The organism is Pseudomonas brassicacearum (genome assembly GCF_009601685.2).
GTDB lineage: Bacteria > Pseudomonadota > Gammaproteobacteria > Pseudomonadales > Pseudomonadaceae > Aquipseudomonas > Aquipseudomonas kilonensis_B.
On sequence record NZ_CP045701.2, the window covers coordinates 4,637,398 to 4,660,376 of the forward strand.

Annotated in this window: 23 protein-coding genes and 1 tRNA gene; 8 read left to right on the top strand and 16 right to left on the bottom strand. The window is 57.8% G+C overall.

Going from position 1 to position 22,979, the window contains the following annotated elements; genetic code table 11:
- Window positions 1-106 precede the first annotated feature (106 nt).
- The 6 genes from GFU70_RS19670 to GFU70_RS19695 all read right to left on the bottom strand — a co-directional run bounded on the left by GFU70_RS19670 (window position 107) and on the right by GFU70_RS19695 (window position 5,402).
- A complete protein-coding gene (locus GFU70_RS19670; protein ID WP_153388678.1) occupies window positions 107-922 on the bottom strand; it encodes a suppressor of fused domain protein in 816 nt (271 codons plus the stop codon).
- Window positions 919-2,016, bottom strand: coding sequence for a sterol desaturase family protein (locus GFU70_RS19675; RefSeq protein ID WP_153388679.1), 1,098 nt, complete (start codon window positions 2,014-2,016; stop codon window positions 919-921). The genes GFU70_RS19670 and GFU70_RS19675 overlap by 4 nt, the downstream gene beginning before the upstream one ends.
- A 192-nt stretch (window positions 2,017-2,208) precedes the next feature.
- Window positions 2,209-3,285 (bottom strand): hypothetical protein, encoded by a 1,077-nt coding sequence (locus GFU70_RS19680; RefSeq protein ID WP_058544257.1) that lies wholly within the window; start codon window positions 3,283-3,285, stop codon window positions 2,209-2,211.
- Window positions 3,286-3,600: 315 nt separating this feature from the next.
- Window positions 3,601-4,425: a diaminopimelate epimerase gene (dapF, locus tag GFU70_RS19685; protein WP_153388680.1), complete on the bottom strand. Its 825-nt coding sequence runs from the start codon at window positions 4,423-4,425 to the stop codon at window positions 3,601-3,603.
- Window positions 4,416-4,781, bottom strand: coding sequence for a VOC family protein (locus tag GFU70_RS19690; protein WP_153388681.1), 366 nt, complete (start codon window positions 4,779-4,781; stop codon window positions 4,416-4,418). The genes dapF and GFU70_RS19690 overlap by 10 nt, the downstream gene beginning before the upstream one ends.
- Window positions 4,782-4,814: 33 nt before the next feature.
- Window positions 4,815-5,402 (bottom strand): GNAT family N-acetyltransferase, encoded by a 588-nt coding sequence (locus GFU70_RS19695; RefSeq protein ID WP_153388682.1) that lies wholly within the window; start codon window positions 5,400-5,402, stop codon window positions 4,815-4,817.
- A gap of 187 nt (window positions 5,403-5,589) precedes the next feature.
- Here GFU70_RS19695 and GFU70_RS19700 point away from each other — a divergent pair, with 187 nt between their 5' ends.
- Together GFU70_RS19700 and GFU70_RS19705 are read left to right on the top strand one after the other, a co-directional pair.
- On the top strand, window positions 5,590-6,090 hold the full coding sequence (locus tag GFU70_RS19700; protein ID WP_116641620.1) for a DUF3916 domain-containing protein: 501 nt from the start codon (window positions 5,590-5,592) through the stop codon (window positions 6,088-6,090).
- Entirely contained in the window at window positions 6,090-7,055 is a 966-nt protein-coding gene (locus GFU70_RS19705) for a DMT family transporter (protein WP_153389186.1), read from the top strand. The genes GFU70_RS19700 and GFU70_RS19705 overlap by 1 nt, the downstream gene beginning before the upstream one ends.
- A 16-nt stretch (window positions 7,056-7,071) precedes the next feature.
- Here the strand turns inward: GFU70_RS19705 and GFU70_RS19710 are convergent, their stop codons facing one another.
- From GFU70_RS19710 to GFU70_RS19735, 6 genes are all read right to left on the bottom strand, one after another.
- A complete protein-coding gene (locus tag GFU70_RS19710) occupies window positions 7,072-7,710 on the bottom strand; it encodes a helix-turn-helix domain-containing protein (RefSeq protein WP_116641619.1) in 639 nt (212 codons plus the stop codon).
- Window positions 7,707-8,039, bottom strand: coding sequence for a type II toxin-antitoxin system HigB family toxin (locus tag GFU70_RS19715; protein WP_058544264.1), 333 nt, complete (start codon window positions 8,037-8,039; stop codon window positions 7,707-7,709). Before GFU70_RS19715 ends, GFU70_RS19710 begins: the two co-directional genes overlap by 4 nt.
- A gap of 292 nt (window positions 8,040-8,331) precedes the next feature.
- A complete protein-coding gene (locus GFU70_RS19720; RefSeq protein WP_153388683.1) occupies window positions 8,332-9,288 on the bottom strand; it encodes a 2-hydroxyacid dehydrogenase in 957 nt (318 codons plus the stop codon).
- 224 nt (window positions 9,289-9,512) lie between these two features.
- A complete protein-coding gene (locus GFU70_RS19725; RefSeq protein ID WP_153388684.1) occupies window positions 9,513-10,271 on the bottom strand; it encodes an SDR family oxidoreductase in 759 nt (252 codons plus the stop codon).
- A 41-nt stretch (window positions 10,272-10,312) separates the two neighbouring features.
- A complete protein-coding gene (locus GFU70_RS19730) occupies window positions 10,313-11,005 on the bottom strand; it encodes a fumarylacetoacetate hydrolase family protein (RefSeq protein WP_153388685.1) in 693 nt (230 codons plus the stop codon).
- 101 nt (window positions 11,006-11,106) lie between these two features.
- Window positions 11,107-12,456, bottom strand: a complete 1,350-nt coding sequence (locus GFU70_RS19735) for an MFS transporter (RefSeq protein WP_153388686.1) — start codon at window positions 12,454-12,456, stop codon at window positions 11,107-11,109.
- Window positions 12,457-13,021: 565 nt separating this feature from the next.
- Between GFU70_RS19735 and GFU70_RS19740 the strand changes: the two genes are divergently transcribed.
- The 3 genes from GFU70_RS19740 to GFU70_RS19755 all read left to right on the top strand — a co-directional run bounded on the left by GFU70_RS19740 (window position 13,022) and on the right by GFU70_RS19755 (window position 15,777).
- Window positions 13,022-13,957 carry a helix-turn-helix transcriptional regulator gene (locus GFU70_RS19740; RefSeq protein WP_058544269.1) on the top strand — a complete coding sequence of 312 codons (936 nt, stop codon included), beginning with the start codon at window positions 13,022-13,024 and terminating at the stop codon, window positions 13,955-13,957.
- Between the two features lie 75 nt (window positions 13,958-14,032).
- The gene (locus GFU70_RS19745; RefSeq protein ID WP_116641615.1) at window positions 14,033-14,512 is read left to right on the top strand and encodes a GNAT family N-acetyltransferase; all 480 of its coding nucleotides are present in this window, start codon (window positions 14,033-14,035) and stop codon (window positions 14,510-14,512) included.
- Window positions 14,513-14,961: 449 nt separating this feature from the next.
- Window positions 14,962-15,777, top strand: a complete 816-nt coding sequence (locus GFU70_RS19755; RefSeq protein ID WP_116641614.1) for a DUF1206 domain-containing protein — start codon at window positions 14,962-14,964, stop codon at window positions 15,775-15,777.
- Between the two features lie 10 nt (window positions 15,778-15,787).
- Here the strand turns inward: GFU70_RS19755 and GFU70_RS19760 are convergent, their stop codons facing one another.
- Window positions 15,788-16,285 carry a nuclear transport factor 2 family protein gene (locus GFU70_RS19760; RefSeq protein ID WP_226920954.1) on the bottom strand — a complete coding sequence of 166 codons (498 nt, stop codon included), beginning with the start codon at window positions 16,283-16,285 and terminating at the stop codon, window positions 15,788-15,790.
- A gap of 327 nt (window positions 16,286-16,612) precedes the next feature.
- Window positions 16,613-16,702: transfer RNA gene (locus tag GFU70_RS19765), tRNA-Ser, on the bottom strand.
- Window positions 16,703-17,010: 308 nt separating this feature from the next.
- On the opposite strand from GFU70_RS19765, the gene GFU70_RS19770 reads away from it, so the two are divergent.
- The 3 genes from GFU70_RS19770 to GFU70_RS19780 all read left to right on the top strand — a co-directional run bounded on the left by GFU70_RS19770 (window position 17,011) and on the right by GFU70_RS19780 (window position 19,866).
- A complete protein-coding gene (locus GFU70_RS19770; protein WP_058544274.1) occupies window positions 17,011-17,700 on the top strand; it encodes a crotonase/enoyl-CoA hydratase family protein in 690 nt (229 codons plus the stop codon).
- 337 nt (window positions 17,701-18,037) lie between these two features.
- On the top strand, window positions 18,038-18,760 hold the full coding sequence (locus GFU70_RS19775; RefSeq protein ID WP_153388687.1) for a 1-acylglycerol-3-phosphate O-acyltransferase: 723 nt from the start codon (window positions 18,038-18,040) through the stop codon (window positions 18,758-18,760).
- 134 nt (window positions 18,761-18,894) lie between these two features.
- Window positions 18,895-19,866 (top strand): magnesium and cobalt transport protein CorA, encoded by a 972-nt coding sequence (locus GFU70_RS19780; protein ID WP_058544276.1) that lies wholly within the window; start codon window positions 18,895-18,897, stop codon window positions 19,864-19,866.
- 124 nt (window positions 19,867-19,990) lie between these two features.
- Here GFU70_RS19780 and GFU70_RS19785 read toward each other — a convergent pair whose 3' ends face one another.
- Both GFU70_RS19785 and GFU70_RS19790 read right to left on the bottom strand, forming a co-directional pair.
- Window positions 19,991-20,725, bottom strand: coding sequence for an amidotransferase (locus tag GFU70_RS19785; protein ID WP_058544277.1), 735 nt, complete (start codon window positions 20,723-20,725; stop codon window positions 19,991-19,993).
- 89 nt (window positions 20,726-20,814) lie between these two features.
- Window positions 20,815-22,959, bottom strand: coding sequence for a 3-hydroxyacyl-CoA dehydrogenase NAD-binding domain-containing protein (locus GFU70_RS19790; RefSeq protein ID WP_153388688.1), 2,145 nt, complete (start codon window positions 22,957-22,959; stop codon window positions 20,815-20,817).
- Between the last annotated feature and the right edge of the window lie 20 nt (window positions 22,960-22,979).

The following is a 22,979-nucleotide window of genomic DNA, read 5'->3' on the forward strand; positions in this document are numbered from 1 at the left end:
AATTCCATGGGTGCTTCACTCTCCTTGAATGCCCAATGCGACGATTACCACTAGAGCGAGCAATGACACGCTTGAGCATCCGTTTCTGAGCAATAGCTGCTATGTATCACACCACACTCGCCCGATGCAGGCTGCTCATATGCCCAACGCCCGCCGCCTGCAAACGACTCACCAGATCCTCCCGCGCCGCTCGCCCGCCGGAACGCACGTACTCCAGCTCCGCCGCCGTGATCAAGACCACCGGTACCAATCTGACCGGAGACAAGGGCATGTCATCCAGCTGGGTAGGAAAATCCGGTTTCGGGGCGCCGAGCAGAACGCCAGTGGAATCATCATCGGTCACGAAGAGCTTGGGCAGTTGATCGCTCATGTGATGCGATTGGCTGAGCCCGGGCAGTTCAAGGGATAGCGACCCGTACTGGTCGAGTTGGTGGGTGATGCCGCCAGCGTCGGCCACCGTTTTGGCGACGTGCTCCACCAACTCGAATGCCCAGCTGCGCTTGAATGGATCGACCTCCCCCACGGGGCCATAGGCGTGCTCGGGGATATCCGCGGTTTCGACGAACAATTCCATCTCGAAGCCGTTACCCATTCCTTCCGTATCATCGAATGGATCGGACAGGCCTTCAGTGGCGAGAATGATCGCGTCGCCACGACGGACCACGCGGTAAGCCTGACGGGTCGAAGGCCAGTACGGGCCGCCGGAAAAGGTCGGGCTGATCAGGTAGGCAAGGACATCCCGCTCGACCGTGCCGACAGCGCTCCAATGACGATCCAGGCACGCGGCGCCGGCTTCCCGGACGGCCAGGTTGGCGGCTTCAGCCTCGGTCAGGTCGCCAAGCTCGTGGAGTTGCGGCGCAGGCTGGTCGTCTTGGGTTTCAGGGGCTTTCGATGAACCGAAGAGCTTCTTGAAGAAATTCATGGGCGTTCCTTGCTGGATGTTCGCTCAGCCTCACCCGTGACAGCGCTCGCTGATCCGATGGCAGGCGTTCGGCGCATTGTGGCGTGTTGGCGTTGATATGAAAACGCGGGCAGGTACTTGCGAGCAGTTTCGACGAAAGGCGTGACAATCAGGCTATACACCGTCAGGTAACGCTGGTGGTCCTGTTCTCCGGTGCCGAAACGCAAGTGCTCAGGCTGCGAACTAGTGACATAGAGCGTGCCGAACATCCAGTCCCACAGCGACAGGTTGACGCCGAAATTGCGGTTGAAATGACGGGGTGCATCGCTGTGGTGGATCTGGTGCTGGGCCGGACTGTTCAGCACATGTTCCAGCACCGGGCCAAAGGACAGCCAGACATGGGTGTGACGCAAATTAGCCGCCAGGCTATTGAAGATGAACACCAGGTACGTCACGCCGAACAACGTGTAGCGGCTGATCTCACCACCACAGGCATACCAGAAGCCACCCGCGAAAAGGCCCAGGCAGGCGGTGATGCCGAGCTTCTCGACGATCTTCTCCACAAAATGCACCCGACTCGCGGTGGCCGGCACCAGCACGGGCGCCGAGTGATGCACCTTGTGAAACGCCCAGAGCCAGCGCGAATGAAACGCCCGGTGCGCCCAGTAGTGGACGAAATCCCTCACCAGGAACACCCCCAGCCCATAGAGCAAGGCGAGCGAAAAATTCTCCCCCAGACGCGGACGCGCGCCCCAGAGATTGCTGAAAAAAGCCAGGTAGTCCCCGGAGCGCAGGATGTACGGATCGACCAGATGGACAATGGGCAACACCAAGGCAACCTTGAGAATGGCCCGGACGAAGTAGTAGCGATAGTCCAGCAACGCCGAACGGTGCAGATGCACTCGGCTGCCGCCAATGAATTGCCAGAATGAATGGGCGTCAGTCAGGCCCTGGTGTTTTCTGAAACGGAACAGGCCATAGGCGACACCGTAGGAAGCGCAGAGAAACAGGATTCCGAGACGGCCGTTCAGGTTGAAAATGCCGAGGAACTGCTGGGTGACGGGTGCGATTACCCATGCGCTCAGGTGTTGATAGACAAGGGAAAACGCATCCACGAAATGCCGGTCTCTGTCGAAGGAGCGGCATTGTAGATCAACTGGGTTGGAGGGAGATTGAGTTTCAGTTTTTCTTTGGGGATATTGATGAGCTGAGGAGTGAGGTCAAGACGCCGTAAACGATACCGACGCCGTTCGATTCAGCCACTAAATATGCGACAGAAGTACTTCTAATTCTGATACCCAGCTGGTTCAGTCTGGCGCAAGCGGTTTACCCGCATCCTGCTTCATAAACTCGATGAACTCTTTGTATTTAGCTGGATTTTTTTCTATCTTTGACGCGAACTCTACAACATTAAAGCCTTTCAAAGCGCCATTCCCCGCAGAGCCAAGACTTTGTTCTTTAACCAATATACCTTCGCAATACTTCACAAGTAGTGCTTTTGCTCCTTCATACCCACCGGAAGCATTTGGGTCTGCCAACTCCGCAAGCTTAGTAAAACACAAATATTCGGAATCTTTTGACTCGAAGGCCTTGAGCACCATCTCTTTTACATCGGCAGAAGAAGCCCCCGTCATGGGAGATGTTCCCGTGTAGCTTCCAACATATTGAGTTGTAGAACCTGATGCGATTGCGCGACGGCCCATCTCAATACGATTTTTTAATGCCTTTATGTTTTCATCGATAGCAGCAACCTCCTTCTTCTGATCCTCTGTCGGGTTACCCTTTGCCTTCGCTTCAATATCCTTTTTCTTGGCTTCGGACTCAGCAAGTTGCTTGCGATCCACCTCAACATTCCCAATCAGCTCTGCACTTGAAGTACTTGTAAGGGTCACCACAGGAACACGCGACGCGCCTGTCAGTTGCTCGATCGCCATGAGCAGCAACGTGTACTTCTGATTTCTAACCAAGAGCATTTGGTACTGCGGCGCTGAAATAACATTATTCATCCTTGCTTCGCATAATCTATACAGCTGGTCCCGCAATATTTGTATGGATTGGCTTCGCATTCCAACAAAGGACGCAGCCTCCTGATAGGCCCCAGCCAACTCCGCTCCCCCCTTCCCTGCGACATCCCCCTTTGCTGCCAGCTCCCCGGCATAAGCAGAAAGTGCGTCAGGGCTAGGTTCCGCGCAAGTGACGACACTATTCACAGAACCGTCCGCTTTTTTTGTGACACCACCCGTGATTATTGCTCGTTGTTTTATATCAATAAATGCTGAGTTGCCATCCTCAAATTTATGTGAGCGATAGACGCTATTCCAATTTCCACAACCGGTGAGCGCAACAGCGAGGACCGACATAATCAGTACGTTGAATGCATTCATCCTGACCTCCTTGTCTCTAGTTGGGAAATGACGAAAGGGCTATTTGCCATCACTCAAGTTCATAACTCCAAAAAGTTCAAATACGACACTTCTATATTTTTACCTTTCATGCTGAGCCGCTCCGAGCAACTCATCAGCTTAAGCGCTTGAATTCATTATTTTTATTATCACTAATAGCTTAGCATCGCACCTTTTTAGATATAAGCACAAAAAAATCAAGATCAAAAAAATCTATAAAAAAATCAGAAATACGAGAACCTGAACCCACTTCAGAACTTTTCCACAAAATTTCGATTGTTTGCTACTACTCTTAGTTTAACATCTGTCAACGTCCAATAAGCCATCCGCAACTGTTCCCGAAAATACGGTTTCCACCCGTCCGATAAGAAAGACCGCGCCCACACCATCCCATTGCACCGTCACGCTTCCGCCATCACATTCAACCTCAACGACGCTGTCCAACAAACCGCGACGAATCCCATTAACAACCGCGCCACACGAGCAAGAACCTGAACCCAGCGCGATCCCAGCACCACGTTCCCAGATGCGCAATCGAATATGCGTGCGATCAATGATCTGGACAAAATGAACGTTGGTCTTGAGTGGGAATAGCGCATTGGTTTCGATGGCCGGGCCGATTGTCGCGATATCAATGGTTGCCAAATCTTCCACAAAGTAAGTGCAGTGAGGGTTTCCCATGCTGCACGCGACTGGACTGCTGGCAAGTGGCAACACAGCGGTGTCCAGTACTTGCGCCAAAGGAATGTCCGACCAGCCCAAAAGCGGCACACCCATGTCGACGGAAATGTCGCCCCTTGGAGTACGTTCGCAAGTGAGCAGACCACGGCTAGTGCGCAGCGCTACCGAAGAAACATTTGCTTCGCGCATCAGCATATCCGCCGCACCCCGCGTCGCACTGCCGCAAACATCCAGCGCGGAGCCATCCGCGTTCCAGAACATCACGCGGGCATCGGCATCGTCGCAATCGAGCAGCACCGCGAGTTGGTTGAAACCCACGCCCCGGTTCCGATCCCCCATTCGCTGGGCCATGGCACTTGTCACCGGATTGGCCGAGTTTCGCGAATCGACAATAACGAAGTCATCGCCATTGGCATGCATCTTATGAAAGTTCAACTGCATGCAAACGCTCTGCTGGAGATGGAAATGGAATTACCGTCGGGGTCTTTGGCGTTGGAAAAAGAATAACCGTCCGCCCTGTGCGTAGCGCCAAACTTCAGGCCTTGAGCCAGGCACTTTGCCTTGAAACCCTCGACGTCCTGGAGATCAAAGACAAGCTTTACGGTGACCTGCCCTGTTTTAACGGCCTTCCCTGCTGGGTGAACCATCAGGATCGCGCCACCGTTTGCAGGGCGCAATTCGGTGACGCGGTCATCGACTTTTCTTTCACTGGTAAAACTGAAATGACGCTCATAAAAATCGCAGGTCGCTTGAACGTCCCGGACATACAGCATGATTCGATTGAGTGACGGTTGCATGTGTTCTTCCTTGATCATTGTTGACGATGAAATTCATGATGACCCAGCTTGATTCCGCTCATGCGCTCCGAGTTTGGTCCTCCTCTCAAGCCACGCCTCACGCGTCATCTCCCAAACCTCTTTAAGCAACACCCCACAGACAAAATCCCCTTCCTGCGTCCCGATCAAGCGCATGCCTTCATGCTCCGATACCCTGCGCGAAGCAAGGTTGCCCACCGCCTTGGGCACTTGCATGACGGGGCGTTCTAGCGTTTCAAACCAATAGGCGTTGATCGCCTCGCAAGCCTCGCGCATGTAACCCTTTCCCTGCCATGGCGGCGCCAGCCAGAACCCTCGGTGGTTACCGGGCTGGTCGTAGAGGCTGATGCTGCCGATACTCTGTGTCGGCTCTTCGGCAATGCGGATCATCCAGTGCCACTCGCGTCCGGCTGCCACAGCGGGGAGCGCATGGTCGCGCACGTACGTCAGCGCGCCGTCATCCGGATAAGGCCAGGGCACGCGACTGTCCAGGTAACGGACCACTTCCCAGTGTGGGAATAATCGTTGGATCGCTGGTGCATCCGTCAGCTCCAGGGGGGTGAGGATGAGACGGCGAGTTTGGAAAGTGGGGATGGGGCTCATGATGAAACTCCTTTTTCAATCCTTATGACGTCCAGGGAAACGTCCCTATCAGGAATTATTCGCCGACCAGCAACGCGGATGTCGGAAAAACCAAGTTGCACACTCAACCACGGCGAACGCCAATCTCATCGTTTCGCAGCCTACACTGGATGCGCTCAATACCATTGAACCGCATAAGGACATCGCCTTGCGACAAATTGCCCTCAGCGACAGAAAACTCCGAGGTATCCCCCGCCGTCTCCGCGCGCTGGAGCGCTGGACCGCGAAATTCAACGGCCATTTCTACCCTCAGTGCCACGAAAGCGAGCGCTACGCGCATTGGAAAATCCCAGTCATCGATTCACTCGTTCAAGGTCCACAAGCACACATCGAAGTGCAGGCCTTCTGTATTCAACAGTTGCTCGAAGCAGCCGCCCATCTTTCCCGTGCGGCGGATCGCAGCCAAGGCTACTACCGCGTCGCCTGCCTGCTGACTTGGCCCTGGGTGCACCAAAGTGAAGTCACGCTATTCTACGACCGTGATTACTACTTGAGCTTCCTGGGACAGCACAACACCCTTGCACCGCTGCGCTTGAGCGACAGACTTGCCTTGGATGTGCCCGAATCCTTCATCGAGCATGGGCACGATGTAACCCAGAGCGATGATGAAGTCGACGTTCATTGGTGGTGTATCGGGGAACCTGCGTGATCGTGAAGCCATACTCAAACCTCATCACCGGATTGGTGCTCGCGGTGGTCGCGACGCTGAGCTGGGCGTTGAACTTCATTGCGCCCTACGTCACCGGCGACTACACGATCTATGACTTGATGATCGTAAGGTTCTTAATCGCCGGTACCCTGGGTTTGGGTGTTGTGCTGCTCTATCGGGACCAGCTGCGGCTCTTGCGCCGCGCTCAGGTGTTTCTGGCCGCCGGCTTGGGCGTGATCGGCTACCTCGGCTATAGCGCCTGCATCGCCGCCGGCATCATCTTCGGCGGGCCGGTGCTGACCCCGGCCTTTATTGGCATGGTGCCGGTCTTGCTGGCACTGCTGGGCAACGCCACGACCAAAACCCTCCAGTGGCGCAAACTGGCGATCCCACTGGCTTTTTTGACGATTGGGCTTCTGTTGTCGAATCTAGGCGCTGTCCATCAACCCGTTGCAAGCGAAGGCTCGTGGCTGATGGGTTTGTTGTTTTCAATCGGTGCCGTGGTGTTGTGGCTCGCATTCAGTTGGTTGAACCAGCGCGCCTTGCTAAGGCTGCCACCCCACGCGTCAGGCGCGTGGACCGGCCTCATGATGGCTGGCGCCGGCATCGGCACCTTGTGTTTGTTACCGGCGGTACAAGCGCTCGACCTGCTCAAGCTGCCGAGCCTGGGTTTCAGTGTTTCCGTAGCGGGGCCTTTGTATCTCTGGGGGTTCGTGATTGCACTGATGTCATCCGTTGTTGGGGCCTGGGCCTGGAACGCCGCGTCCCAGCGTTTGCCCATGGTGCTTTCCGGACAATTGATCGCCCTGGAGTCGCTGTTCGCGACGCTGCTTGGCTTGTGGTTTCATGGTCGGCTGCCGACACTTTTGGAGACGTCAGGTTTTGCGGCTGTGCTTGTTGGGGTGATCATGGCGGTGCGGATCATCCTCAATTCCCGTGGATCGACAAGCGCCTCTACCCCTTGATCAGCAGACGATTGCCCTACTCCTTGTCCGGGCCTTTGACTGTCTTTCTGCGGCCCTTCGAAGCCACCACGTTGTATTCACCGGCACCAGCCTCTTTCACTGAATGTGCGATCATAGAGTCGCTGCGAAAACGGTCATAGGGTGAGGTTTTCCTGACAGGAAGACGAACAGTTTCGATATGAGCCGGCTCTGCCGGGCCCGCGTTCAAGAAAGCACCCGGCTCCATCGCAAACCGCTCTGCCAGGGCATACGCCATCTTGTGACTGATAGGCCGGTCGCCATTGAGTACCTTGGACACCGCCGTTTTATCCCCGATTTCAGGGAGGTCCGAACCGGTGAGCCCGAGCGTTTCCATCAGGTCCTTGATCAATTGCACAGGCGTGCAGGTCGCCTCAAAAGCGGCATTCGATTCGCGAAACTGGTCGCAGTTGCGCTGGTAGGCCAGGATTTCATCCTCGAGCTCAACGAGAATTTTCTCCTCGGTCTTGCTCAGTTCGCGCCCGTCGGTGAGCGCATCGAGCAGGTCGGTCGCACGCTCATAGTCGGCAGGGGTCTTGATGCCATGCACAAACTCACCGCGCAGGCGATCCAGTAACGCGTGTAGCTCGCCAAGCGTCGCGATCACGGTTTGAAAGTCGTTCCGGGCTGCGCTCATCGTCTTACCCCTTTGTTTCTTGCATACCAGCTGTTGGCAACGTCGTAATCGGCATGCGAGTAGATGTGTTTGACGTAGAACTTCTGCCGGGCATAGTTGACGCCGCCTATCACCCTGAGATTATTGCCGCCTACGTCGATAACCACCCAATTCATTGTGGCCCTAGGCTTGAACAAGTCGACACCGTGCGTACCGAAAAGCTTTTGCAGGTCTGCGAACGCCTTGGGGCGAGCCATCCTCAAAATGCGCAGGCAACGCTCAAGCCCGGCCTTGTCGTTCGGGTACAAAATCGCGGCGTCGTCAAAACGTGATGGCGTGAGTATATCCATGGGCTTCCTTGTCTTTGAGCCGATGGTACTCTGGTTGTGTTTTTTCACAACTCCGGTTTATTGGCGGCAGCGGGACTCATACTGTGGCAAGCAGGCGATTTGGCCGGCAGCATTGGGCCAAATGGGTTTTCACCTACACATCCCGAGACAAAAACATGAACCCTGTCGACTCGAACCGCCTGAAAACCTGGGAGATTGCCAAGTGTTGGAGCCAGGTCGCGACGCGGCTCCCACCCGGATACGACGGATGCAATTGCATCGCCACTTCAAGCTTCCCTGAAGTGGCCAACCTTCACCCCGTCACACACCCCTGCGGCACTTTCCCAGCAAAACTGTCCACCAGACTCGCCACCACCATCTCTCCCATCCGCGTGCGGGTCTGCAACGTCGCGCTCGCTCGGTGGGGTTGCAGCACCACCTGCTCGTTGCCAAACAAGGCTTCAGGCACATGCGGCTCATCGACAAACACATCCAGCGCCGCGCCGGCGATTTCCCCGGCGGTGAGCGCCGCCACCAGGTCGACCTCGTTGACCAGTTTGCCCCGGGCCACATTGATCAGATACCCGCCCTCGCCCAAGGCGCGCAGCACCTCGGCATCGATGATGGCTTCAGCCTTGTCGGCGGCGGCCGCGAGGATCAGGGCGTCGCTGTCGCGGGCCAGTTGCTTGAGGTCGGCGACGAAGGTGTGGTTCACGTCGCTCATGGGTTGCAGATCGGTGTAGCTGATCGGGCACCCGAACGCGGCGGCGCGGGTTGCCACGGCGCGACCGACCCGGCCCATGCCGACGATGCCGATGCGCATGCCGGACACCTGCCGGGCCAACGGCAGCGGGGACAATGGCGTTGGGCTGTGGGGCCATTGGCCCGAACGCACATAGCGATCACCGGTGCACAGCCCGCGGCACACGGCAATCAATAAGCCGATCGCCAGGTCGGCGACATCTTCGGTCAGCGCGCCGACGGTGGCCGTGACGCTGATCCCGCGATCCCGGGCGTAGGCCAGGTCGACGGCATCAGTGCCTACGCCGTTGACTGCCACCACTTCCAGCTCGGGTAGTTGGGCCATGAGCGCCTGGCTGATGCCGGTATGCCCGCCAGTAATGACACCTCGAATGTTCGCACCGTGTTCTTGCAGATAGGCTTGTTTGTCGACCTGTTCAAAATAGCGCCGCACTGTGAACAGCTCGTTGAGCCGGGCGTTGATTTCAGGGATCAGGATCGGGCTGAGTTGCAAGACTTCTGGCTTCATGTAGACCTCGTAACAGAAAAGGAAAGACCGGTTCAAGCGCAATCAAGGCTTGCTTGAACCGATGTGGTGAGGGAGCTTGCTCCCGCTGGGCCTGTAGGAGCTGACGAGCGAAGCGAGGCTGCGATCTTTCCCCAGACACTTGAGTCTCAGGTGGAAGATCAAAAGATCGTCCGAACGCGGCCCGAGCCTTCGGCAGCTCCTACAGCGCAGCCGAGCACGCAGGCTCAACCACGACCGGCAAACGGCATGGCCGTGGCCATGACGGTCATGTTCAGAACGTTGGCCGACAACGGCAGGCCGGCGATGTAGCTCACCGCATCGGCGACGTGCTTGACGTCCACCATCGGCTCCACCGCGATGCTGCCGTTGGCCTGGCGTACGCCCTGGGTCATGCGCACGGACATTTCAGTGAGGGCGTTGCCGATGTCGATCTGGCTGCAGGCGATGTTGTATTCGCGTCCGTCCAGGGCCAGGGATTTGGTCAGCCCCAGCACCGCGTGTTTACTGGCGGTGTAGGCGCTGCTGAACGGTCGTGGGGTGTGGGCCGAGATCGATCCGTTGTTGATGATCCGTCCGCCCTGGGGCTCTTGCCGGCGCATCAGGCCGAAGGCGCCACGGGCGCAGAGGAAAACGCCGTTGAGATTGGTGTCGATCACGTTTCGCCACTGCTCGAACGTCAGCTCATCCAGTGGCACGGCGGGCGCGTTGACCCCGGCGTTGTTGAACACGACGTCCAGGCGGCCGTAGGCTTCGGCGATGGCGGCAAACAGCGCATCGACACTGGCCGGATCGCGCACATCGGTGGGCACCGCCAAGGCTTCGCGCCCCTCGCAGGCTGCCAACTCGACCAATGTCTGCAAGGGCTCGGGGCGGCGCCCGGCCAACACTAGCGTGTAGCCGTCTGCCATCAGGCCCAGGGCCACCGCTCGGCCAATCCCACTGCCGGCGCCAGTCACCAAAGCCACTTTCAATGTGTCGGACATGCGGGTTCTCCCTTCTCGAAATCAGTAAGACAAACGCGGACTCAAGGTCGCGGACCGACGCGCATTTCCAGTTGGCCGATGCCATCGATGCCGGCCGCGATGACATCACCCGGCTGCAACACATCGACGCCTGCCGGACTGCCGGTCATGATCAGATCGCCGGCCCGCAGCGCCACCGATTGCGAGATGCGGGCGATCACTTCACTGACCGACCAGATCTGGCTGTCGAGGCTGTCGCGCTGGCGTTCTTCACCGTTCACGTTCAGCCACAACTCGCCATCGGGGTGCCCCGCCCGGGAAACCGGCAGGATGGCCGTCATCGGCGCGGCACCGTCGAACACCTTGGCGCCCTCCCACGGCAGGCCGTTGCGCTTGGCCATGCGCTGGACATCACGTCGGGTCAGATCCAGACCCGCCGCATAGCCCCACACATAGGCCAGCGCCTGGCTCTCAGGGATGTTGGCGCCGCCCTCCCCGATGGCCACGACCAATTCGATTTCGTGGGCGAACTCCTCGGTTACCGGGGGAAACGTCACGTCGCCGACCGCCTCCACCACGCAACTGGCAGGCTTCATGAAAAACACTGGTGGCACGCGGGACTCACCCTGGGTATCGGGCCAAGGGTAGTTGCGACCGACGCAAAAGACCCGGCCTACGGGAAAACGCTGCGGGGTGCCGACAACCGGCAAGGTCACTGGCAGGTCCGGGGTAAAGACATACTCGGGCATGTTCATCCTGATAAAAGTCCTGTTGGAAGGGTCAGCGTACGGCGGCAATCCCTGGCGAAGTTGGAGGAATGCCGCCTCGTGTTGGAGAAAAACGGTTTTTTCCGGGCTCAGCGCGCCTTGAGTTCAATGCGGTACAAACGGCCGAGCAGCAACGAATAGGACAAGGTGCCGATCAGCGCCACGCCGCCGATGAACCAGAAGGCCAAGGCGAATGAACCGGTCTTGTAGACGATTGCGCCAATCACGATGGGGGTGACAATCCCACCGATGTTGGCCGCCAGGCTGGTGATCCCGCCGGTCAGTCCGATCAGTTCCTTGGGCGCCACTTCCGACACCGCCGCCCATGACGACGAAGCGATGCCCTGGGCAAAGAAGGCAACCGTCAGCACGGCGATGCAGATCACGTTCGAGTCGGTGAAATTCACCAGGACGATGGACGTGCCCAACATCGACCCGACCACCAACGGCAACTTGCGGGCAAAGGACAGCGAGTAGCCGCGACGGATCAGCAGGTCGGACACGATCCCGGCGAGCAGGATGCCCACCGTCGCGCCCACGAACGGCAACACGGCGAAGATCCCGGCCTTGATCATGGTCAGTTGACGCTCTTCGATCAGGTACGTGGGGAACCAGGTGAGAAAGAAGTACAGCGCCGACGTGCTGGCGAACTTGCCGATGCAAATCGCCCAGACCTGCCGATAGCTGAACAGCTCGGCGATCTGCCGCCAGTTGAAGCGGGTGCGCTCCTGGCTGCTCTTGACCAGCCCTCCCCCGGCTTCGATGTACTTGAGTTCTTCCTGGCTGACCTTCTTGCAGTTCATCGGGTCGCGATACAGGAACAGCCAGGCCACACCGAAGACAATGCCGAGTGCGCCGGTGCTGTAGAACACATGGCGCCAGTCATAAGTGGTGGCCAGCCACAGCAGCGCACCGGTAAACAGCGCCGTGCCCAAGTACTGGCCGCACACGTAAATGCTGCTGGCCAGGCCCCGCTCCCGCGCCGGGAACCACACCGTGACCGCCCGGCTGTTGGCCGGAAACGCCGGCGCTTCCATCGCGCCGACGGCCAGGCGCAGACCGAACAACGAAGCGAAGCCCGTGGCCAAGCCCTGGCACACGGTGACGGTCGACCAACTGATCAGCGACACCCCGTAGGTGAACCGGGAGCCGAAGCGATCGGCAATGAAGCCGGCGGGCACCAGTGCAATCGCGTAGGTCCAGGCAAACGCGGAAAAAATCAGACCCATCTCGATCTTGTCCAGGCCCAGGTCCTTGGCGAGAAACGGCGCGGCAATCGAAATATTCACCCGGTCGATGTAGTTGATGATCGTCGCGATCAACAGCAACGACAGCATGAACCAGCGCCGACGCGACGGCAGACGCTCTGACACTGCGGCGTCCCGGGCGCCGGTAATCACCGGCGCTGCGGCGGTCTGGGAGGTGTGGGAATTCGACATGAGTAGACCTCGTTATTGTTAGAAACGTCGAAATGTTTACGAGCAGCCGAAATCAGTGCCCTCGATGTCGGGGCAGAACAATCGCTACTGGAATGAGAGGTGCGAACAGCCGGTGTCAGGTGTTCGAAGAGGCCTTGCAACAGGATCTGTCGGGGGAGCAGTCAAGCGGGTCAGGGAAAAGCAGGAACAGGTTCATGATGTGCGCACCTTTTGATTGTTTTTGGATGGAGGGTCGGGTTGCGTGGCCCAACAGTGGTCGTACAACCATTCAAAATCAACTGAGCTGTTAGATCATTTTTCCCGTTTAAAACCGCGCCAAAGGAACCTGTCCAAAAAAATCCTATCGGCGATTTTTTTCATATGTTTTTTAATACAATCTTAACTATTTGTTTTTAAACAATTAATTTAATAATACGAATTTATCGTTTTTGGACAAGCGCCCTCCATTTTCGAGAGACAGAAAATTCACGCCACCGACCTTGTCATCGTATGACTTCTTGAAAATTATCCAGATGCACCGTCACAATCGTCATCACCGCCATGCACCGCAAAGGATTCCCTGGAGATGTCATCACCGAGCCGAGTCCCCACCTATGTCATGCAGCAACGCAGCGAATTGACGGATTTCTATATCCGCGACAAAAAGGGCCGGCGCGCCGAAACCGGCCCGCATCGCCACGAGTACTTCCAGATCCAGATCAACCTCGGCGGCGACACCGTGCAACACATTGGCAACGTCGAACGTCCGTTTCCGCGTAACACCCTGGCCTTCATCCTGCCTCACCGTGTGCACGTGATTCCGCACCCGGCCGAGAGCAACTTCATGGTGATCAATTTTTCCCAGACGTTCCTGCTGCCGCATCTGCAATGCGACCCGATGGACCTGGAAGAGGTCTCGATTCTGCTGGCGCCGGAGCTGTCGCCGTTCCGTTTCCAGGAACACCTGGACTTCATTCTGGGGGATGAGGATTTCGCCAAAATCTGCGCCTTGATCGAGCAGATGCGTGGCCTGGACCAGAATCGTCAGTTTGGCACCCGCGAGATGCTCAAGGGCTTGTTGCTGCAACTGATCGGCAGCGTCTGCGCCTTGTATGCCGAGCCGCTCAAGCGCTTGGCCGAAGAGAACGCCGCCGAAGTCAGCCGACGCGATGCGCTGGGCCGGATGTCCGAGTACCTGCGCAAGAACATCGCCGACCCCGACCTCAACCTGATCAAAGTGGCCGCGGCGACTTACCTGTCGCCGACGTACCTGACCCACTGGCTGCGCAAGGAAATCGGCAAGACCTTCACCGAACTGGTGCTCGAACGCCGGATGCACGCGGCGCGCAATTACTTGCTCAATGGCACCCGCCCCGTGGGCGAAGTGGCGAGGTTGTGCGGGTTCGCCGACGAGGCCTATTTTTCCAGACGTTTTCGCCAGATACATGGACAGCCGCCGGGGCAGTTCAGGCGACAGCAGTTGAATCCGGACAGTCCGCAGTTGCCGTTGAACAATGGCTAGATACATCCGACGCCATGAGCCGGCATCGTCAGGTTATCTATACTGGCTTCCCGGATGAAAATCAGAGCGTGAACAATGGCCCTCACCCCCAATCAAAACCCTCCAATTATTCTGGTCCCCACTCAACAAAGCGACTCGGAGGATCTGGCAGGCATTCGAATCGAGGCCATGCGCGAAAGCCTCGAGCGTGTGGGGCGATTTGATCCGGTGCGGGCGCGCGAGCGGTTTCTTGGTGGTTTCCAACCCTGCCATACACGCCACATCGAGGTGTCGGGAAAGAGGGTCGGGTTCGTTGTGGTCAAGCCTTTCAGCCATGAACTCTTGCTTGACCACTTGTATATAAGGCCCTGCGCGCAAGGATCAGGAATAGGCGCGGCTGTTCTCGATCATATTTTCAAGGAAGCAGATGCGGCCGCGCTCCCGCTCAGGGTGGGTGCCCTTAAGGAAAGCGCCTCGAATCGCTTTTACATCCGCCATGGCTTCCAATTCGTCGAAAGCAGCGAGTTCGACAATTATTATGTTCGGCAGAGCGGCACGACGGGCCCGGCTAGTTAGCCAATCAATACAGTCACCGCAGAATCAATACCGCGACCACCGCAATCACGGCCACCACGCCAAAGACCATCCGCGCGATCCAGGGCGCGGTGAGCCAGACGCCGGTCACCCCGGCAATCTGTCCCACATTCTTCTCGGTCAGGCGGAAACTCGGCTCCCGGAAAGGATTGCCGCAATGTGGGCAGGCGCAGGCCTTATCGGAGATTCGCGAAGCGCATTCAGGGCAATCGACAGACTCATTGTGCGACGTCAGGGAGGTTGGAATTTCGGCGTTTCAAAAGACTGCTTATGTGCGGCTTTTGCTCGCGGTCAAGCTTAGCCTTTGATAGCTCTATGCGAAAAAACGAACGGCTTCGCAAAAAAACACAGCCGTGGACACTCGAACACCAATCGAACCCCTCGCAATACCTTGGGTCTGCTCCTGTATGACCTCTTCGGAATCTGCTCCTATGTCCCCACACCAAAGCCTCGTTTTACTGGCACGAGGCGGCTACGCCGCTCGGGGCGTTATTTATCTGATCATTGGTATCTTCGCTTTGCTGGCGGCTCAAGACTCGAGCAAATCGAAGGATAGCCACAGCAGCCTGGAAGCATTGTTAAGTCAGCCATTCGGCCATGTTTTAGTCGGCCTGGTGGTGATGGGTTTACTGGCTTTCGCCGGATGGCGCCTGTTGCAGGCAACGCGTGATGTCGACCATCACGGTAAAGAGTTCAAAGGCTTGGTGATTCGGGGGGGACTGTTGGCTGGAGGCTTGATCAACGGTGCCCTGGCTTTTTTTGCGTTGGGGTTGCTCATCAGCGGTCTTAAAAGCTCGGGCAATTCCGGAGGGGGAGATACCCAGGATCTACTTGCACGCCTATTGTCCTGGGACCATTCGAACGTGCTGATTTACCTCATCGCACTGATACCGCTTGGCGTGGGCATTGCTCATATCATCAAGGGCTGGAAGGCGTCGTTCGAGAAGTACTTTGACGCAGACGAGGACGTCATGCGGTACGTGCGTCCGATATCGCGGTTCGGTCTTATCGCCCGGGGCGTCGTCTTCATTGAAATCGCCCTGCTGCTGATCATCAGTGGCTCGACCTATAAAGCCATGGACCCACCCGGCATGAAAGACGCCCTCGATGCACTGCAAAACCTGCCGGCCGGTGGTGTGGTTTTAATGGTGATGGCTTTGGGGCTGATCGCGTTTTCGGTCTACAGCTTTTCCGAAGCGGCCTGGCGCAAGATCAACATGGACGTGCCTGGAATGTCGAACACATAGCGCCTACTTATTACTGCACAGGTTGTACGCGACGCATAAGATCGTTCAGCACGTAGGTGTCCAGAAAGGCTTTTACCGCGATGACCTGGCCATCCCTGAATGTCATGTGCCACAGGTAGGTGTTGTTGTAGGGTTTGCGATCCAGGGCCGTGGCTTCTCCACTCCACAGAACGACCACAACGTCGCCCTCGGCGATAATGCTTTGGACAGTGGGGGAAACCGCAGTCGCCAGCCGAGCCGTGATAGGCCGTACGGCCTGCTCCAGTAAATCTTCCTTGCTGTCATACACACCCGATACGGGGCTTGATCCGGTCACGGTCCATACGGCGTTGGGCGCCAGCAGATCGAACGCTGTGCCTTTGCCTTGCTGCCAATTCGTGAACGCCTGGCGGACCCGATCCGTATTGGCATGTTGAGCGTTTTCCGAAGCCCAGACGTTGCTGGTTAAAAACACTAAAGACAGTGCAAGAGCCTGGACGCGCCAAGCCAAATTCATCCATGTGGTCATGATGTTCTCTCACGGCAGTGCAATGGATAAGATGCTCTTCCAAGAGAACCTTAACGACCTGTGCTAAGAAGCTTTTGCCCGATGCTGCTGTGAGGTTGCCTGATGCTGTTTGGTAATAAGGCCACTGTGGAAGCGTGCTTGCTCGCAATAGCGGTGGGTCAGTCACTTTGATGTTGGATGTATGGCCGTCATCGCGAGCAAGCTCGCTCCTACAGGGGGGGCGTGCTTATTCCTGGATCTTCCATGTGTCTTGTGTATTTCCAGACGCCAAAAACCACAAACCCCCGACTTTCTCTAGGAAAATCAGGGGTTTGTGTTTGTAGAATGTGGCGGTGAAGGAGAGATTCGAACTCTCGATACAGTTTCCTGTATACACACTTTCCAGGCGTGCTCCTTAAGCCACTCGGACACTTCACCGTATCTCGGCAAACTGTTCAGTCTGTCGAGGCGCGCTAATGTAGTCGAAAGCTTTTCCGATGGCAAAGGTTTTTTTCAGAATTTTCATGCGGTTAAGCTTGGTCGGGCATTTCAAACGCGCCTGGGCATGGCAAACCGGCCAATCTTCGGGGCTATGCAGGCGCTGCTCTATAGATGAAGGCGAAGCGGGATGGGCGGGCCAGGCTGTTTGCAGGGCCTGGGGCTGACTGGTGAGTCAGTCACGGCGCTTTACCTGGCCTGCGGCGGTGGGTAACGTCTGCGTCACTTCTCTTACAAGGAATAGCGTCATGAGCGACTTGATTGCCTACCATCTCGAAGACGGTATCGCGACCCTGACCTTGAACAACGGCAAGGTCAATGCCATCTCGCCGGATGTGATTGCCGCGTTCAACGCTGCGCTGGATCAGGCGACGGCGGATCGGGCGGTGGTGATCATTACCGGGCAACCGGGGATTTTGTCGGGTGGCTACGATCTGAAGGTGATGACCGCCGGTCCCAAGGAAGCGGTGAGCCTGGTCACGGCCGGTTCGACCCTGGCGCGTCGCCTGTTGTCGCACCCCTTCCCTGTCGTTGTCGCTTGCCCGGGGCATGCGGTGGCCAAGGGTGCGTTCCTGCTGCTCTCGGCGGACTATCGCATTGGTGTGGAAGGACCGTTCAGCATCGGCCTGAACGAAGTGCAGATCGGCATGACCATGCACCACGCCGGTATCGAGCTGGCCCGTGATCGACTGCGCAAGTCGGCGTTTCATCGCTCGGTAATCAATGCCGAGATGTTCAATCCGCAGGGCGCTGTGGATGCCGGTTTCCTCGACAAGGTGGTGTCGGCCGAAGAACTGCAGGGCGCGGCCCTGGAAGCGGCGCGTCAGTTGAAAAAGATCAACATGACCGCCCACAAGAACACCAAGCTGAAAGTTCGCAAGGCCCTGCTGGAAACGCTGGACAGTGCGATTCTGCTGGATCAGGAGCACCTGGGCTGACGCTTGTAGGAGCTGTCGAGCGGAGCGAGGCTGCGATCTTTTCACTACCAATTGAGTCCGAAGCGAAAGATCAAAAGATCGCAGCCTCGCTCCGCTCGACAGCTCCTACGGGCCCAGCGGGAGCAAGCTGCCTCGCCACAGGTTCAGTCCTTCCTTAGAGTTCGGTTTTTTCCTACATAAAACGTTTAAAAGTCCGCAACCGCTCTAGGTCGCTTCTGTCACGCCATGTGGAAACATGCGCTTAAACATCGTCCATTTCCTACCTCTATAGCGGCAATTGCCGAAAACAGTGCACATCCGTACACTGCGCCACCTTTTGTCCCGATGGGGCCTGTAGATGCTGTTTGTATTGCGTATGTTGTTGATGGGCCTGCATTTTGTACTGGCTGGCGTGCTCGGGGTGCTTCTGGGTCTGTGCCGGCCATTCAACCCGGACAACAGCCGTTTATGCGCAAGGTTGTATGCGTTGCCGGCGATGTGCATTTTGCGCCTGCGGGTCCAGGCACAAGTCGACTCGCTGGTGAATAAGCCCAACGGCTGCGTCATCATCGCCAACCACCAATCCAACTACGACCTGTTCATGTTCGGCAACGTGGTGCCGCGCCGTACCGTGTGCATCGGCAAGAAGAGCCTGAAATGGGTGCCGCTGTTCGGGCAGTTGTTCTGGCTGGCGGGCAACGTGTTGATCGACCGCGGCAACGCGGTCAAGGCGCGACAGTCGATGCTCACCACCACCCATACCTTGCAGCACGAGGACACCTCGATCTGGGTTTTTCCGGAGGGCACGCGCAATCTGGGTAAGGACCTGTTGCCGTTCAAGAAAGGCGCCTTCCAGATGGCAATAGCCGCCGGTGTGCCGATTGTTCCGGTGTGCGTCAGCAGCTACATCAAGCACATGCGCCTCAATCGCTGGCGCAGCGGTGACATCCTCATACGTTCATTGCCGGCGATTCCTACGGCCGGGTTGAGCATGGATGACATGCCCGGGCTCATTGCCCAATGCCGTGAACAGATGCGCGAATGCATCGCGACAATGGATCGGCAGTTGCAGGCCGCCTGAATGGAAAACCCGCCTCGTGGCGGGTTTTCTTTTGCCGCCGAACTCCGCAGATTTTGCTGACTCTCAAGCTACAGGGCGCGTTAAGCTTGAAGCTGCCTGCCACTGCCATTTCCAATAAGAAGTGAACCACCATTATGGGTAGAGTCGTTGCTGCTGCGGTCTACAGCGCCGGTAAGAAAATCACCAATATCACCCTCGACGAAGGCAGCGCCTGGGCTGCCAAACCTGGTCATTTTGTATGGATCGGTCTCGAAGAGCCCAGCGCCGTGGAACTGACCAACCTGCAGCGTCAATTCAACCTGCACGAATTGGCGATCGAAGACGCCATGGAGAAACACAGTCGTCCCAAGCTGGAGACCTTTGGCGATGCGCTGTTCATCGTCACGTATTCGCCGATACGCAAGGACGGCAAGCTGGAATTCATTGAAACCCATATCTTTGCCGGCAAGGGCTATATCATCACCGCTCGCAATGGCCACTCAGCGTCCTACGCCCACGTCCGGCAGCGCTGTGAGGCACGTCCACTTTTGCTGAAACACGGGGAAGATTTCGTCCTCTACGCCATCCTTGATTTCGTGATTGAAAACTATCAGCCCATGGGTGAAGCCATTCACGCCGAAATCGATGAGCTGGAGCGCAACGTCATGTGCAGCTCCCTGAACGAGCGGGATATCCAGAACCTGCACAGCTTGCGCCGCGACGTGTTGCGCCTGCGTCGATACGCGGCGCCGATGGTGGAGATCAGTGAAGAGTTGCAGCGGCTCGACTTCCCCTTCATCGACAAGAACATGAGCCCGTACTTCCGTGATGTGCAGATTCATGTCACACGGCAAATGGAAGACTTGGCCACCCTGGCCGACATCGCCAGCCAGACCATCGAAGTCGGCGTGCTGCTCGAAGCGTCGCGCCAGAGCGTGGTGCAGCGCAAGTTCGCGGCCTGGGCGGCGATCCTGGCGTTTCCCACGGCCGTGGCCGGGATCTATGGGATGAACTTCCAGGACATGCCGGAGTTGAGTTGGCAGTACGGGTATTTCGCGGTGCTGGGGGTTATTGCGGTGGGCTGTTCGTCGCTGTGGTGGAGCTTCAAGCGATCAGGGTGGTTGTAGGCCAGCGTTTTTCGCTGGGATTGGTGCGGCGTTCCGACGAAGACGGCGGCACATCCAACATCAACGCCAACTGATCCACCGCGATCGCGAGCAAGCTCTCTCCCACATTAGAGAGTCGTGATCTTTAGCCCTGGGTGGCTTCGGCCTGCGGCTTGTGAGCGACGAAACGCATCATCCACTCCGCCACCGTGGTGCCGTGGTGCTCGTGGGCAAGGCTCGCCACGCCCTGGCTATAGATCTGCTCGCCGAGGTGTTGCTGGCGAATCTCCAGCAAGGCCCGGGAATAATCGTGGATGAATTCCGGGTGGCCCTGGAAGCACAGCACCTGGTCGTTGATGTGGTAGGCGGCAAACGGGCAGAAATCGCTGGAGGCGATGACGGTCGCGCTTTCGGGCAATTCGGTGACCTGGTCCTGATGGCTGATCAGCAAGGTCAGTTCTTCCATCACCGGGCTCATCCAAGGCGCCTTGGCGGCGAGTTTATAACGATGGGTGCCGACGCCCCAGCCTTGGCTGGCGCGCTCGGTCTTGCCGCCCAGCAACAACGCCAACAACTGGTGACCAAAGCACACACCGAGCAATTTATCGCCGCGCTGGTAGCGCTCCAGCAGGTAGGTCTTGAGGGTTTGAATCCAAGGGTCGGTGCCGAAGGAATCAGCCTTGCTGCCGGTCACCAGATAAGCGTCGAACTGCTCGTCATCGCTGGGGTAATGCCCCTCCATCACGTTGTACACAACGAATTCGGCCGCGATGGGCTGCTGTGAAAACAGGCGCTGGAACATCTGCCCGTAACCCTGATATTGGTCGACCAGTTCTGGACGCAGGATATCGGTTTCCAGAATGCAGATGCGTAGCGACATAAAAAATACCTGACACGATGATGGGAATATTGCACACCCCAGAGCCTGCCCTGAAACACGGTCCCAAGGCAAGCCCCTTCCCGGGTCTGTCAGAACAGTTCGTGGCGGGCGGCTTTCTCCAACAACAAGGCCGGCGGTGAGAAGCGCTCGCCGTATTGCTCGGCCAGATACTGGGCACGACCGACAAAGTCCTGCAGGCCATATTGATTGATGAACTGCAGTGCACCGCCGGTCCAGGCGGCGAAGCCGATGCCGAAGATCGAACCAACGTTGGCGTCGGCCGTCGAGGTCAGCACCCCCTCCTCCATGCAGCGCACGGTTTCCAGGGCCTGGATGAACAGCAGGCGATCACGGATATCCCGCGGGGAGATCTGCCCGTCGGCTTTCTCGAAGCGGCTTTTGAGTTGCGGCCATAGGTACTTTTGCCCGGTGGTCGGGTATTCATAGAAACCGGCACCGGCGGCCTTGCCCGGCCGCTTGTATTCGTTGAGCAGCAAGTCAATCACGGCGAATGCCGGGTGCTCAATCGGCGTTTTCCCTTCTGCGCGCAGGTCCTTGGCGGTTTGCGCGCGGATATGGCTCATCAGGCTGAGGGAAACTTCGTCGGAGATCGCCAGCGGCCCGACCGGCATGCCGGCCTTGCGCGCTTCGGTCTCGATCATCGGCGCACTCACGCCCTCGCCGAGCATGGCGATGCCCTCGTTGGTAAAGGTGCCGAACACCCGCGACGTGAAGAAGCCGCGACTGTCGTTGACCACAATCGGCGTCTTGTTGATCTGCAGGACAAAGTCGAAACCCCGAGCCAGGGTCGCGTCACTGGCACGCGCGCCCTTGATGATCTCCACCAGGGGCATTTTCTCCACCGGGCTGAAGAAGTGCAGGCCGATGAACTTCGTCGGGTCCGGCACAGCCATGGCCAGGCCGGTGATGGGCAAGGTCGAGGTGTTGGAAGCGATCACCGCATCATCGCCCACCACGGCCTGGGCGGCAGCCGATACGCTGGCTTTCAGGGCGCGATCTTCAAACACCGCTTCGATGATCAGGTCGCAACCGGCCAGGTCTGCGTTGCTGTCGGTGGGGTGAATCCGCGCCAGCGTGGCTTCGCGCTGCTCGGCGGTGAGTTGACCGCGGGCGACCTTTTTATCCAGCAACGCCGCCGAACGGGCCTTGCCCTTCTCGGCTGCCGCCAGATCGACATCCTTGAGTACCACTGCGATGCCGGCCATGGCGCTGACATAGGCGATACCCGCCCCCATCATGCCCGCGCCGAGAACGCCGACTTTTTTCGTCAGATAAGGCGTAAAACCCTGTGGGCGAGAACCACCGGCCTTGATCTCGTTGAGCTGGAACCAGAAGGTGCCGATCAGGTTCTTCGCCACCTGGCCGGTGGTCAGTTCGGTGAAGTAGCGGGTTTCGATCAAGTGCGCGGTGTCGAAATCAACCTGGGCGCCCTCCACCGCTGCGCAGAGGATTTTCTCCGGCGCCGGTAGGCAACCCTGGGTCTTGTTGCACAGGATCGAAGGGGCGATGGCCAGCATTTGCGCAACTTTCGGGTCAGACGGCGTGCCGCCCGGCAGTCGATAACCCTTTGCATCCCAGGGCTGGATGACGCTGGGGTTGGCAAGAATCCAGGCCCGGGATTTGGCCAGCAGCTCGTCACGATCCTTCGCCAGCTCATCGATCAAACCGGCCTGCAGCGCTTGTTGCGCGTTGATCTTCTTGCCCTCGAGCAGATACGGCAAGGCCTTTTCCAACCCGAGCAGACGCACCATCCGCACCACCCCGCCACCGCCCGGCAACAGGCCGAGCGTGACTTCAGGCAAGCCGAGTTGCACCGATGGCAGATCCAAGGCCACGCGATGATGGCAGGCCAGGCAGATCTCCCAACCACCGCCGAGGGCCGCGCCGTTGATGGCCGCCACCACGGGCTTGCCCAGGGTCTCCAAGGCTCGCAGTTGCGCTTTAAGCAGCAGGACCCTGTCGTAGAAAGCCTTGGCCTCGGGCTTGCCGACCTTGATCAATTCATTGAGGTCACCGCCGGCGAAGAAGGTGTGCTTGGCCGAGGTGATGATCACACCGGCAATCGAGTCCTTTTCAGCCTGCAAACGGGCGACGCAGGCGGCCATGGCCTCACGGTACACCGCGTTCATGGTATTGGCGCTCTGGCCCGGCAGGTCCAGGGTCAGGACGACGATCCGGTCCTGGCCGGTTTCGTAACGAATGGCATCGGTCATGAAAAAGTGTTCCTTGAAGT